13 protein-coding genes are annotated in these 14,294 nt (G+C 38.5%); 5 read left to right on the top strand and 8 right to left on the bottom strand.

The window, feature by feature from the left end; translation table 11 throughout:
- The first annotated feature begins 274 nt into the window (after window positions 1-274).
- Window positions 275-1,246, top strand: coding sequence for a TAXI family TRAP transporter solute-binding subunit (locus tag R3X26_RS11205; protein WP_317717400.1), 972 nt, complete (start codon window positions 275-277; stop codon window positions 1,244-1,246).
- 89 nt (window positions 1,247-1,335) lie between these two features.
- Here R3X26_RS11205 and R3X26_RS11200 read toward each other — a convergent pair whose 3' ends face one another.
- A complete protein-coding gene (locus tag R3X26_RS11200) occupies window positions 1,336-2,430 on the bottom strand; it encodes an alkene reductase (RefSeq protein ID WP_317717399.1) in 1,095 nt (364 codons plus the stop codon).
- Window positions 2,431-2,867: 437 nt separating this feature from the next.
- Here R3X26_RS11200 and R3X26_RS11195 point away from each other — a divergent pair, with 437 nt between their 5' ends.
- Together R3X26_RS11195 and R3X26_RS11190 are read left to right on the top strand one after the other, a co-directional pair.
- Window positions 2,868-3,338 (top strand): DUF1456 family protein, encoded by a 471-nt coding sequence (locus R3X26_RS11195; RefSeq protein ID WP_317717398.1) that lies wholly within the window; start codon window positions 2,868-2,870, stop codon window positions 3,336-3,338.
- 46 nt (window positions 3,339-3,384) lie between these two features.
- Entirely contained in the window at window positions 3,385-4,611 is a 1,227-nt protein-coding gene (locus tag R3X26_RS11190) for a DEAD/DEAH box helicase (RefSeq protein ID WP_317717397.1), read from the top strand.
- Window positions 4,612-4,649: 38 nt separating this feature from the next.
- Here R3X26_RS11190 and mak read toward each other — a convergent pair whose 3' ends face one another.
- The gene (gene mak / locus R3X26_RS11185; protein ID WP_317717396.1) at window positions 4,650-5,558 is read right to left on the bottom strand and encodes a fructokinase; all 909 of its coding nucleotides are present in this window, start codon (window positions 5,556-5,558) and stop codon (window positions 4,650-4,652) included.
- A 179-nt stretch (window positions 5,559-5,737) separates the two neighbouring features.
- The gene (locus tag R3X26_RS11180; RefSeq protein WP_317717395.1) at window positions 5,738-6,433 is read right to left on the bottom strand and encodes an aspartate/glutamate racemase family protein; all 696 of its coding nucleotides are present in this window, start codon (window positions 6,431-6,433) and stop codon (window positions 5,738-5,740) included.
- A 103-nt stretch (window positions 6,434-6,536) separates the two neighbouring features.
- Here R3X26_RS11180 and R3X26_RS11175 point away from each other — a divergent pair, with 103 nt between their 5' ends.
- Together R3X26_RS11175 and R3X26_RS11170 are read left to right on the top strand one after the other, a co-directional pair.
- Window positions 6,537-7,433 carry a LysR family transcriptional regulator gene (locus tag R3X26_RS11175; protein ID WP_317717394.1) on the top strand — a complete coding sequence of 299 codons (897 nt, stop codon included), beginning with the start codon at window positions 6,537-6,539 and terminating at the stop codon, window positions 7,431-7,433.
- Window positions 7,434-7,644: 211 nt separating this feature from the next.
- Window positions 7,645-8,553 carry a 1-aminocyclopropane-1-carboxylate deaminase/D-cysteine desulfhydrase gene (locus R3X26_RS11170; RefSeq protein ID WP_317717393.1) on the top strand — a complete coding sequence of 303 codons (909 nt, stop codon included), beginning with the start codon at window positions 7,645-7,647 and terminating at the stop codon, window positions 8,551-8,553.
- A 16-nt stretch (window positions 8,554-8,569) separates the two neighbouring features.
- Here R3X26_RS11170 and R3X26_RS11165 read toward each other — a convergent pair whose 3' ends face one another.
- From R3X26_RS11165 to R3X26_RS11145, 5 genes are all read right to left on the bottom strand, one after another.
- Window positions 8,570-8,788, bottom strand: a complete 219-nt coding sequence (locus R3X26_RS11165; RefSeq protein ID WP_317717392.1) for a hypothetical protein — start codon at window positions 8,786-8,788, stop codon at window positions 8,570-8,572.
- 106 nt (window positions 8,789-8,894) lie between these two features.
- Window positions 8,895-9,737 carry an SMP-30/gluconolactonase/LRE family protein gene (locus R3X26_RS11160; protein WP_317717391.1) on the bottom strand — a complete coding sequence of 281 codons (843 nt, stop codon included), beginning with the start codon at window positions 9,735-9,737 and terminating at the stop codon, window positions 8,895-8,897.
- Between the two features lie 36 nt (window positions 9,738-9,773).
- Window positions 9,774-12,602: an ABC transporter substrate binding protein gene (locus tag R3X26_RS11155; RefSeq protein WP_317717390.1), complete on the bottom strand. Its 2,829-nt coding sequence runs from the start codon at window positions 12,600-12,602 to the stop codon at window positions 9,774-9,776.
- A gap of 119 nt (window positions 12,603-12,721) precedes the next feature.
- The gene (locus R3X26_RS11150; RefSeq protein ID WP_317717389.1) at window positions 12,722-12,991 is read right to left on the bottom strand and encodes a SemiSWEET transporter; all 270 of its coding nucleotides are present in this window, start codon (window positions 12,989-12,991) and stop codon (window positions 12,722-12,724) included.
- Between the two features lie 47 nt (window positions 12,992-13,038).
- On the bottom strand, window positions 13,039-14,292 hold the full coding sequence (locus tag R3X26_RS11145; RefSeq protein ID WP_317717388.1) for an allantoate amidohydrolase: 1,254 nt from the start codon (window positions 14,290-14,292) through the stop codon (window positions 13,039-13,041).
- Between the last annotated feature and the right edge of the window lie 2 nt (window positions 14,293-14,294).

Genomic DNA, 14,294 nt, shown 5'->3' with positions numbered 1-14,294 from the left:
AATAATACAATGCTCTTATTACTATCCATTTAAATGTTAGAGTATATTTGCACAATTAACATACAAACCGAAAAGAGGAGCTGTTCGTAATCGTATTAGCCATTTCAAAACAGTGCGCTGTATCTCAATAATATTAACGATATTGCAGATTTTCTAAATATTTACAGGCATAATGCCTACCGTTAACGCACAGCGTTAGACAGTTAGTTGCCGCTTTTGGCGACTTCTGGATTTAGTTACATGGAAAATAAATACACATAAAAAAGGAACTAATATGTCTCGATTGAAAACCCTGTTAGCGACGACAACCACCACCGTGTTGTTAGGCGCCTCATTTGCTGCTAGTGCTGCAGACCAGTTCGTTACAATTGGTACTGGTGGGGTAACTGGAGTGTATTACCCAACTGGTGGAGCAATCTGTCGCTTGGTAAATAAAACTAAAAAAGAACACGGTATACGTTGTTCTGTTGAAAGTACTGGCGGTTCGATCTACAACATCAACACGATTCGTGCTGGAGAATTAGATCTTGGTATCGCACAATCCGATTGGCAATACCATGCATATAACGGTACAAGCAAATTTGCTGATCAGGGCGAATTTAAAGAACTTCGTGCAGTATTCTCTATTCACCCAGAACCGTTCACCGTTGTTGCACGTGCTGATTCAGGCATTAAGACCTTTGAAGATTTAAAAGGTAAACGAGTTAACATTGGTAACCCTGGTTCGGGTCAACGTGGCACAATAGAAATTCTAATGAAAGAATATGGTTGGACCAATGACGACTTTAAATTGGCTTCTGAGCTAAAAGCTTCTGAACAATCTAAAGCGCTATGCGACAACAAAATTGATGCTATGGTATATGTTGTAGGTCATCCGAGTGGTGCAATCAAAGAAGCAACAACTTCTTGTGACAGTACTATCGTAGATGTTAGTGGCGCTGAAGTAGATGCATTATTAGCAGCAAACAGTTTTTACCGCACAGCGACCGTTCCTGGCGGCATGTATAATGGTAATGACTCTGATGTAATGACATTTGGTGTTGGTGCAACATTTGTTTCTTCAACATCAGTTCCAGATAATGTTGTTTACGCAATTGTAAAAGCAGTATTTGAAAACTTTGATACATTTAAGAAATTGCATCCTGCATTCGCAAACTTGAAGAAAGAAGAAATGATCAAAGATGGTCTGTCTGCTCCTCTTCATCCAGGTGCGATCAAATATTATAAAGAAGCAGGTCTTCTCTAACGATAGATATAAAGTTAACAATATCTAATCAGTATTTTAAAATGTCTAATCAGCAATGATTAGACATTTTTTGTTCAACAAAACTGATCCTACCGATACACAGGATAATCTATCAGTCCTTCTGCCCCACCACCAAATAACGTGTCGGGATTATGCGTTGCAAGCGGGTAACCTTGTTTCATTCTATTTGGTAAATCAGGATTAGCCACGAAAGGACGCCCAAAGCCAATCATATCCGCTAAACCAGACTCGATAGCTTCAGCTGCTTTATTTTTATTATAACGCCCTGCATAAATTAATGTTCCTTGATAAGCTTTACGTACAGCAACCTTAAAGGTTTCAGGCGTATCAGGCGCGTCATCCCAATCTACTTCCGCAACATGAAGATAAACAACTTTGTGCTTATTAAGTAATGTAGCAGCGGCAACATAAATCTCTACTGGATTTGCATCGACTGTACCGTTAAGCGAAGTGAATGGCGCTAGCCTCACGCCAACTCTTTGGGCCCCAATAGCGTCAACCATTGCTGCAACCACTTCATTCAGGAAACGCAGTCTGTTTTCAACACAACCACCGTATTCATCAGTGCGATTATTCGCTTCAGAATCAATAAATTGATTCACTAAATAACCGTTTGCTGCGTGTAATTCTATGCCATCAAAGCCCGCTTCTATGGCATTTAAAGCCGCTTGACGATATTCTTCTATCACATTTTTGATGTCCTGCAGGGTCATTTCTCTAGGTTCAACTACATCAACAAAACCAGGTTCACCGTTATTATTATCAATAAATACTTTCACATTTTCTGCTTTTAAAGCAGAAGAAGATATTGGTTGCTCACCGCCAATGTTGTCAGGGTGCGTCACTCTACCTACATGCCATAATTGCGCAAAAATAATGCCTCCTTGATCATGTACAGCTTTAGTCACTTTCTTCCAACCCTCAATTTGGGCTACAGAATAAATTCCCGGAGTCCAAGCATAACCTTGCCCTAATGCTGAAATTTGAGTTCCTTCGGCAATAATAAATCCTGCCGATGCCCTTTGTGCATAATATTCTGCCATTATTTCATTTGCTACGTTACCTGGTTGACTTGCTCGGGAACGAGTCATAGGCGGCATAACTATGCGATTTTTTAAACGAAATTGACCAAGTTGAATTGATTGGAAAAGTGGGTTATTCAATCTGTTTTCCTCCGAGTTGACACTCTATAGTCGATACTAATCACTATTTATTCAATGTGGGTTGTTGTTCTATGCAGGTTAATATAATGACAAATAACACTAACTGAAAATTATGATAATTTATGAAATTGATAATTTTTTATGATGCCTTACTTAATCAACATAATCTTTGTTGTCAGACGTAAATATACACACCTTCTATATGTGCTAAACTTTATCAATCGATATTAATTTTAAACAAAATTCGAAACAAACCTAATTAGATTACCATCCAGTATGTATTGGAATTACATGCTGTGGTAAGGTGCGCGCTATTATTCTTAGTCACGGTTTCAGAACGCAGAGTTTACGCGCAGACATCGACTTGTAAATCACCAAATGAACCCGCAGACATGCACAGATTGATGGCTAAGCATTAACAAAAATGAGGAACTATTTTGACTAATAACGATATTTTACGCCGAATCCGTTACACTTTTGATTTTAAAGATGCACAAATGATCGCAATATTTGCCGCCGCAGACCATACAGTCACTCGTGCTCAGATTAGCAATTGGCTGAAAAAAGATGATGATCCAGACTACAAAAACATGGTGGATAAAGACTTAGCTATCTTTTTAAATGGTTTGATCAATACTAAACGAGGCAAGCGTGACGGTGAACAACCTGCACCAGAAAAGAAACTTTCGAACAATATGATTTTCATGAAGCTGCGCATAGCGCTTAATATGAAATCTGAAGATATTTTGCACACAATGGAGTTAGCCAACTTTATCATGAGCAAACATGAATTAAGTGCCTTTTTCCGCAAACCAGACAATAAACATTATCGTGAATGTAAAGACCAAATTCTACGTAATTTCTTAAAAGGAGTTCAACTTAAACTTCGTCCGGAACAACAAGACTAAGACTGCCATTCATTCCATATTTGTAACCATCAATAAGAAACCATTTATGTCATTTTCTGAGTTACCAATCAGCGCCAGACTAATATCATCTTTACCGGAAAAAATAAAAACCGCTAAAGAGATACAAATACGGACGATTCCGGTAATGATGGATAACCGTGACCTATTAGCTTTAGCTCAAACAGGGAGTGGTAAAACACTGGCTTATGGGTTACCACTTATTGAGAAAGCAATGCAGCATCGTGCTGCTGACCAGGCCATTGTATTAGTTCCAACCAGAGAACTCGCGACACAAATTAGCAATGAACTATCAAGCATATCTCAACAGATAGATGTACAGGTGATGACACTTTGCGGTGGAACAGAAATAGACCACCAGATTACAGTGTTAACTAACAACCCTGCCATTATTGTGGCTACACCTGGACGGTTGCTTGAATTGCTCAAACAAAACATGATCAACGTTCAACGAGTAAAATCGTTAGTACTAGATGAAGTTGACCGATTACTGGACATGGGATTTTGGCCTGACCTAACCAATATCATTAGTTATTTACCAGCGATTAATCAAACTGCTCTGTTTTCGGCCACCATGCCAGAAATATTGCAGGAAAAGGCCAACAGTCTATTGTCTAATCCGGTTCAAATTCAACTGCATGCTATCAATAGCGTTGTCGACCAGATACAAGAACACCTTTATTTGGTCAATAAAGGAAACAAGGCCAAGGTATTAATACACCAAATAAAACAACATCAATGGCAACAAGTATTGGTGTTTATTTCCACACGAGAAAATGCCGATGCGTTAAGTAAAAAGCTGAATAAATCCGGCATTTCTTGTGCTGCATTACACGGAAATAAAAGCCAACAACAACGAAATGAAACATTAGATTTATTTAAACAACATAAACTGATGGTTGTTATTGCGACTGACTTACTTGCTCGCGGTTTGCACATTGAACGTTTACCGGTAGTAGTTAATTATGACTTACCTGCTAACCCAGAAACCTATGTACACCGAATTGGTCGAACAGCCAGAATGGGTGCAGAAGGCTTAGCGGTTTCTTTAGTTTGTCATAATGAAAACCAACATTTGGATTCTATTCGTCAATTTACTAACAGAGAATTAAAGCTAGACCAGTTAGAACAATTTCCAGTAACGGATAAACCTTCTTACGGCGAAAGTGCGCGTAGACCAAGAGATAAACAAGCCAATAGGCGCACTAATAACAAAAAATCGATTAAGGCATTCAAAACCAACAAACATCGCTAAGTCGTATTTATAAGCCCGAATAATTTATTAATACTCTATTATTCGTTTGGCCACAACCAAGCCGCACCTCGTACCCCACTTGAATCCCCATGAATCGCTGCTTTAATAGGGGTATGACATTCACCACCAAACGTATAATTAGGTAAAATTTTAGGCACATTTTCATACAATCGCTTTATGTTACATGCACCACCTGCCAATACAACAACATCGGGATCAAGTAGATTAATCACACTGGCAATAGATTTTGCCAATCTATGTTCATAAACCTCTAATGTTAATAATGCGGTTTTATCTCCTTGATCGGCTAATTCTGAGATCTGTTTACCGTTCAATGAAGTGCCACTCTTACGTTGATAATCCGCACACAAACCAGTACCAGAAACAAACTGTTCAATACAGCCATGTTGTCCACAGTAACATTGCGTCGCATCGCCAATCGCGCGCTCTTCAGCGTTTTGCCACGGCAGAGGATTATGTCCCCATTCCCCACCGATACCGTTCCCTCCAGCATGAGGGATACCGTTGATAACTAAACCTGCACCCGCACCAGTACCTAAAATAAGCGCGAGAACCACTTTATGGCCTTCTCCTGCACCATCAGTCGCTTCTGACACAGCCATACAATTTGCATCATTTGCAACACGAACTTCTCGTTTGAGTAAAATGGTTAAATCTACATCGATTGGTTTTCCATTTAACCACGTTGAATTTGCGTTCTTGACCTTCTTTGAATAGGGAGAAATTGTACCTGGAATGCCAACTCCTACACTACCCGTTTGCCCTGTTGCCTTCTCAGCATCATCAACCAAGCCTTTTATCGCATAAAGTGTATCTTGATAAGACCCTTGCGGTGTATCTACACGTTTTCTAAACAGTTCGTCACCTTGATCTGACAGCGCAATCACTTCTATTTTGGTTCCACCTAAATCAATTCCTATGCGCATTCAGACCTTCCTTTTTACTGATAAAAAATATAAAACATTAGTTCAAAAAAATATTGTGGCGTATTAAACCACTTTAGTCTGTGCGGAGGGTCAAGACATCCAATAAATTTTTATTAATTACAAGGAATATATTCGGTCAAAATAGCTTTGTACAATATCAAAGGTCAACTTGAAAATAATTACACTTCATAGTAATAATACTTAACGCACTGGTCAGCCAAAATATCTAGTGAATCCAATGCTCTAGATTTTTTTTCTGAGCAAAAGTGATCAAAGGCGATAGGTATTTCTGTACAACCCAATACAACGCCTTCCGCTCCTCTAGCAATAAGATCGTCAAAGACAGGTTCCATCATCTCTCTCCCCTGTTCAATCTTTCCCGATTTTACGCTATAAATGCCTTGCATAACTTGCTGTTGCTGCGGGTCAGTAGGAAGAATAGCAGTCATCGACCGACTCTCAATAGCTCGAGTATAGATGCCGGTTTGAATAGTTGCATTGGTCGCCAATACGCCAACTTTGCTCATATGTCTGCGGCTTGCTTCACTCATCACCGCCTCAATAATACTAATAAATGAAACCTTCTCATCAGCACTTAATTTATCTAACCAATAATGTGCCGTGTTACAAGGGATCACCACTTTAGTTGCCCCCGATTCTCTCAGAGTCATCAAGTTATTTAACATTTTAGTTAATGGATTTTCTCCATTTTCCATAATATGTTTGGTTCGATCAGGAATAACGGGATCATTCGAAATAATCATAGCCATATGTTCTTGGTCTGAACTCGCTGGACTCTTTTCGACAATCCGTCGAACAAAGTCTACGGTCGCCATCGGCCCCATACCACCTAATACACCTAGTTTTTTGTTCATATCCGCTCCTTTTCGTTGATAAATTAGCAAAAATAAATCTTGATAAGAAATGAAATAACTGGCATATCTATGCATATATTGCATAGTTAAGACGAGATAAACCATGCTAAATATCGAAACAAAATGGTTACAGGATTTTTTAAAACTTGCCGAGCTAGGCAATTTTTCTAAAGCAGCAATAGAAAGAAATGTCACTCAATCGACTTTTAGCCGTCGAATTCAAGCATTGGAAAATGCGGTAGGCTGCCAACTGTTTGATAGAGATAAAACTCCCGTTGCACTTACTCAAAGTGGCAAAGAGTTTCGTACTAGCGCCCGGTCTCTGATAATCCAATTGGAATATGAATTAGAACGACTCAATGATTTGTCTATTCTAGGCAACCAAAAAGTTAGTATTGTTGCAGGACATTCTATCGCTACCGATATATTACCGCTGTTTAAGTTCAACCTGTTTGCTGAAGAGCACGACGTTATTCTTGATGTACGAGCTATTGATGTCGATGATGCCGTTAAAATGCTTGAAGACAGTGCTTGTGATATTGTATTAAGCTATCAAAACCCTCAGCTGCTTACCGAACCTTATTTAGCTCATAAACTGGGCAACTCCAAGAATTATTGTGTGAGTGTTTTGGATGATAACCAAGCAAAATACTCATTATCTAAAACTGAAATCACGCCATTTATTATGCATTCTACCTCCAGTTATATGGGCAGACTCACTCGTCAAAATAGCAACCACTATGCACTTAAACCTATATTCTCCTCTTCAATGACCGATCTAGTGAAGGCGCTTATCTTACAAGGGGAAGGTATCGGTTGGCTTCCGGATTACGCCATAACCGAAGAGCTCAAACAGAATAAATTGGTTATTCTTGAGTCAGAAAACGCAACGGTTAACACAGAATTATATGCATATCGCTCTCGTACCAAACTGCACCCTGCAGGTGAACGGGTTTGGAAGCGAATTTGCGAACACAACACCATATTTATCGCGCAATAAATGCCACAACTCTGGAAACATAAGCTCTAGAAACATAAATAGGCAAAGCAATTTTATTCTTGGATGCGCAGCTTATATTAATTAAAGGCTGGTATCGGTAATTAAAGGCTTTGTAGGTAATTAAAGACTGTTGTCGGCTAAAAGCTGTTATTGGATAGAAATTACTTTATCATGCTGAATTCTGTAACAAAGCATGTTCAGCGATGTGAAAATGAAATTATCTGACAGCCCTATCACCCAACATACATTCAACAATGTTTCTTTTTACTTGAAGAGAGACGATCTATTACATCATCAATTTTCAGGTAACAAAGCCCGAAAATTCATGTCATTATTGACGGGTGAATTTCCCCAAGTTAAACAGCTTGTCTGTTACGGTTCGATTCAAGCCAACTCTTTGTATTCCCTGGCGGCACTTTGTGCAATAAGAAAATGGGACCTCGATTTTATTGTCGATCATATTCCTAAATACGTAAAACAAAAACCTCGTGGTAATTATCGAGGCGCTTTGGAGTTAGGTGCAAATATTATTGACTTATCACAAGTAGAAAATCGTAATGGACGGCATGCAAGTCAATACATTCTGGATAATTATAGCAATAGACCCAACACACTTATCGTGCCTGAAGGTGGCCGCTCTCCAATCGCAGAGGAAGGCGTAAAACAACTTGCTCAAGAAATCATACAATGGACACTTGTTCAGCCGAAACAAGAATGGGTTGTAGCACTGCCATCAGGCACTGGTACCACATCACTTTATCTGCAAAAACATTTACGACCTGCCGAAATAAAGGTCATAACTTGTGCCTGTGTTGGTGATAAAGATTACTTAATTGAACAATTTGCAGAAGTAGATAACGATGCACCTCACCCCACTATTCTTGCTAGCGACAAAAAACATCATTTTGGACGTCTGAGCAAAAATGAATACCAGCTATGGCAAGCGTTAGAAATACAGACCCAAGTTGAATTCGACCTACTATACGATCCTTTTATGTGGCAATGTTTACTTACTTGGATACCAAATAACCCAAGCAAGACACTACTGTATATACACCAAGGTGGGATATTAGGTAACGAAAGTATGGTAGGCCGGTACCGATATTGGTTAGATAAATAACGAGTTAACTAGTAAATCAGTGAGTAACACCTGAAGGATTAACACCAAATTCAGCTTGTTTGAATACTTTATCAAATCGTTTCGGCGTTTTATTAACTTGGCAATTATCAGCACTGGTTCTTTTGTCATTCAATACAATACTGCGCTCATGCTCCTTTGATGAACGAATAAATTCAGGATCGTTCATTGCTTGTTTTCTCAGTTTATTTACGCGTTCTATTGTGTCGGCTAACATATTTTTCTCCTTTACAATAAATACTGTACATAAACACAGTACTCCGGAGTAAATTATTAGTCAACTTTATTTGCTCTTATAAATCTAAATTTTATACATTGACCCTCTATAAACTAATCGTAAATAGACCACCAGATTGAGGATTATCAAACAACTCTTGCTCTGTTAATCCTTGTCGAGAAGAGGTAATAAACAGCGAATTTAAATCTTTGCCACCTATTGCAACGCAAGTTGGGTTGTTAACTGGTACTTCAACTACCCGGTCAATTGCCCCACTGTTTGGATCAATCCGAATAACCGCACTCCCTCCCCATACAGCATTCCAAATATAGCCTTCTTGGTCTACTGTCGAACCATCAGGAAATGAAAATCGATCGGTCCCCGCAAAGATAACTCGTCCTTCTGGTAACGTTTTACAAGTTGGTGAATAGTCATACGCGATAATATTATGTTTTGGAGTGTCAGAAAAATACAGGGTTTTACCATCTGGTGAGAAACAAATACTATTTGCACAGGTGACGTCTTTTATTAATGTATGAACACTCAAATCACGATCGATTTTAATGACTGACGAACAATAACTTTCATCGTCTGATTCATTTACACCACCGATAACAAAATTACCATTTAAATCAGGCTTACCATCATTTAAGCGACTAAAAGGATTTTCTGGTTCGAAATCGAATAGTTTTTGAATGTTATTGGATTCAAGATTAATGATTGCAACATACTGATCGAATCCCGCAAGCAACGTACCATCTTCTTTAATCATAAATGCGCATAAGCGATTGGGCATTTCATAAGTCTGATACGACTGATTTTGCAAACTGTAGGTCCACAGCGTACATCCTTCTATATCAGTCCAAAATAATCGTTGGCTTTGATGGCACCAAACAATACCCTCACCGTGAGTATTTTTACAATCAACCAATAATTTTGCAGCTTCCATTGCTAACCTTTCATAATCAACATTGATATTAGCGGGTTATTGCACTTCTTCCCACTCTCTAGGCGATACCCAATTATTTGCCCATTGATGTACTTGGTCGCTTGGCATAGGTCGAGCGATACCATACCCTTGAGCAACTTGATAACCCATAATTTTAAGCCTACGTCCGTGCTCTATAGTTTCGACTCCTTCAGCAACCGATGTCATGTCAAATGCCCGACAAAAACCTAAAATACCTTGTAATATACTTAAGTCCGTTTTACTAGTTAGCATATTAATAACAAAACTTCGATCTACCTTTAAAGAGTTTACCGGCAATTGCTGTAAATAAGTTAACGAAGAGTAACCCGTACCAAAATCATCCAAAGCGAAACAAATACCTAATTCTTTACATGATCGAATGGTATCGGCAACCTCAGTAAGATTATCTAACGCATTAGTCTCTACAATCTCAATTTCAATAAGAGAAGAAGGTAAATTTGGATACTGATATAACTTTTCCTTCAACAGTTCAGCAATGTTTTTCTGTCTAAAATAGGCATGACTGACATTAATACTAACCGGAATAGTGAGTCCTTCTTCAAACCAAGTATTTACTTGTAACAACGCTCGGTCTATCACCCAATCATCAAGCGTTTTGATTAAGTTATACCTTTCTACATCAGGAAGAAACAAGTCAGGTGTCATTACACCTTTATCTGGATGATTCCAGCGAATTAACGCTTCAAGACCAACAATACTTCCATCAATCAGACTCACTTTAGGCTGGAAATAGAGCATAAATTCATTGGAAGAAAAAGCTCTCAGCAACTCGTTAAACTGACTAGAATTTTCAATATTCGGTTCGTAGCCATTGAAATGCCGTATTTGGTTCGCCCCATAACTTTTCGCGATATACAAAGCTTGCTCAGATTGACGCATTAAATGCTCAGGCTCAATACTGTTACTTTGTGGATAGCTAGTTAAACCAGCACAAGCGGTAAGAACGATTTGGTGGTTATCAATGTCGATTGGCTCAGAAATCGACTCTAAGACACGTTTGGGTTCATGTTGCGAGTTGGATTCTGACTCAAACAATAAATAGAATTCATCACCACCTAGTCTCGCTATTACACTGTCTTTATTAATTACCTTTTTAGCACGATTAATAACCGCCTTGAGTACGGTATCACCAAAGTCATGACCATGCTTTTTATTTATCTGACTAAAATTATCGATATCAAAAAACACAACAAAAAGTGTTCTATTACTTCGGTCACTCTTACACATTGCTTGAGTTAATCGCTCTATAAACACCAGACGGTTAGGTACCCCAGTTAACGTGTCATAAAAAGCAGATTGTTCGAGTAGCCTTTCGTGTCTTTTCTGTGCGGTTATATCTACTGTCACACCACATAAAGCATAAGCATTTGAATTTTCGTCTAAAAGTACCGTTTTAGTGGTAATAACTTCTTGTAAAGATTGTGATTCTTCACGCCAAAAGCTTTCATTTTGGCTGTATTTATACTTATATTTTATGACCCTTTGATCAACTTGTTCTATTTTTTTCGCCATATTGTTATCAAACAAGTCATAGTCCGTTTTACCCAACATTTCATCAAACGACAGGCCAAATTGTTCACGGGTCAACTTATTTGCAAACAAGTATTTTCCAGAAAGATCTTTTAAATAGATAAAAGCGTCGATGCTATCTAGAATAATTCTCAGCTTTTTTTCACTCGCTTTAGTATGTTTATTAGTTTGGTAACGGGCGAAACCATGTAGCAAGAGTAATACAACTAGAACCAATAGAACGCCGATAATTTCGGTAGTATATCGTTCAAATACACTTGCCTCTTCAAACTTAACAACCGAGCCTTCAGGTAAATTGGATGATTCCACTTTATAACGTTGTAACTGTCTAGCATCAAAAATGGGCAAATTATGACTTGCTTCAATAACTGGAATATTAACCTTAGCGCCACCTAACATATGTTGAACAACAATCTTACCAGCTTTGATCCCTTGTTGTTCATGGTCGACCACAACACCACCTAAGATACCTTCGCCAATACCATGCTGATATGGATGAAAAATAGCCGTATCAGTATTACTCACGATAAGATTCAACGACTCATCAAACGTCACATTGACATTATTTTTATCACGATAAGCAGACAGTAATAAGAGGCTACTGGAATCAGGGTCAATCGACTTGAGCGCTTGCTTAAATTCATCCCAACTCAATTCTTCTAAATCTAACAGATGCCAATGTATTGACGGGTAATCATCAACCAACACTGACCATTTATCTATATCAATGTTTCCTGTTGTGGTGCCATCACCGATAACATAAATATCAGTTTTATCAGGAAATATTGATTTAATTATCTCTATATTTGCAGGAATAGAGGTCGCTTCAATAACCCCACTAACAGCAGGATCACTATTCTGAGCCATCGCGAACTCAATATTATTAACCCCTAGAAAAACAATGGGGGTATCTGGAAACAATTGCTTTCTATAGGTCAGAGCAAAATCTAATGCATTATCATCTGATGTAACGATATAGTCATATTGTTGTCTATTCTTTAACTTATAACTTAGAGAGCGATAAAAATTATTGATACTGGTATCGTCATACCATGATTTACTATCCATATATTCGATATCGATTTCAACGGGAGCGCCGTCGAGACCAGAAAGTAACCCTTGATACACTTGGTTGGTAGTCGCAAATGTTGGGTGATAAGAATAGATAAGTAAAAGATGCTTTTTATCCACTTCAATGGCCTTAGCCATTGAAGTGACAAAAAATAGACAGGCGACCATCGTTAAAAGCAAGATAGAACTTTTAAATGAGGAAGTTTTATCAACAGATTTCATTATTTGACCTATAAAGTTCAGCTTTTTACACTATAACATACTGTAAATAATTTAACGAAGCAGTAACAGCAGCCAATAAGTAACAAAAAAATCAATAAGGGTGTAAGTTACATAATACGTTAATCTATAGCTTTAACTTTAGAGGTTCGAAGCTTTAACACCAAGACCATCATGGCAAGAATACCGGTAATTGTGTTGGCAACGACTAATGGCCAATCATTATTCACAAGTCCGTAAATAAGCCAGCACAGCACACCAATAACGAACATGGCATACATTCCCGTCGAAATTCCATCAACATTTTTAGTTTTTAGTATTGCGACAACTTGAGGGACAAAAGAGAAAGTTGTACAAAATGCCGCTAAATAACCTAAATATTCATTATACATGCCGGTAGACTCATTAAATTATAAAAATTTATATTAGTATAATTATATCAATTAACTGTGAACTCGTTTAGAAAATTAACTAAAGCTGTTAATGACATAGCAACATCTTCAACTTCTACCGATTCTTTGGGGTTATGACTGATTCCTTCTTTGCAGCGTACAAACAACATTGTAGTTGCAACAAAATCAGCAAACACCATAGCATCATGCCCAGCTCCAGAGGTTAACGTAAGTGGCTTACCAGTCAATCCATTAATAACCTCAGCCATAGTTTGGGTTAACTTAGGGTCACAATAAACCGCCTGAGCAGTATGTGTTTCTTCAATCGTAACATTTAAGCCATCTCTATCTGCTAGGGTATGTAGTTGAGAAAAAGAAACATCCAATAATAAATCTCGCGCATCATCATTTAAACTTCTCACATCTAGAGATAAATCGACTTGGCCAGGAATAACGTTAACGCCACCGGGCAATACTTCTAATTTACCTACCGTTGCAAGTACAGGATGTTCTAAATCAACCGTCAGTTTAGCCGATCGATTTAGCTCAGTGATCCATTCACTAGCCATAACTAAGGGATCTTGACGGGACCTCATCGGAACAGTTCCGGCGTGTCCCGCTTTACCTTCTATCGAAATAGCGAATCGTCGTGCTCCGGAAATTCCGTTAACCGCCGAGATCGCTAAATCTTGTTCTTCTAATACCGGGCCTTGTTCTATATGCAACTCTACATACGCGAGTACATCATCACTATTTATTTCGGCTTCGACCACCTTGGATATATCCAGAGAAAAATCGCGCATCGCTTGCGCTAAACTGATCCCATTTTCATCGGTTAGCGCATGCCACTGATTATTCCATTTGCCAGTAATTGCCGAACTACCAAGTAGCGTCGCGCCAAATCTCGTGCCTTCTTCGTCACCAAACCCCACCAAATCAAGATTAAAATCGAAGGCTATTTCATTTTCGGCAAAGTGTTTCATTAACACCAACGGGGCAACGACACCCAAAATACCATCATATTTTCCACCATTAGGAACTGTATCAGTATGCGAACCTAATATAACACGCTGATTGGTGGTCTTGTTTGCAGGTAATCTGACCCACTGATTGCCCGCTTGGTCTTGCCAACTTGGTAAGCCGCTATGTTCCGCCCATCTAAATATTTGTTGATTAGCTTGCTTATGCTCAGCCGTTAAATAACGCCTATCCATCATCCCTGGAGTTTGAGTATATTCTGCTAAAATTTCACAATATTGCATAACTGTGTCGGCAAGTTTATCAGCTAACTTTATATCCATAA

Source organism: Vibrio sp. TH_r3 (genome assembly GCF_033101115.1).
Classification (GTDB): Bacteria; Pseudomonadota; Gammaproteobacteria; order Enterobacterales; family Vibrionaceae; genus Vibrio.
Note: the sequence above shows the minus strand (reverse complement) of the source record. Positions and strands in the feature narration are given on the sequence as shown.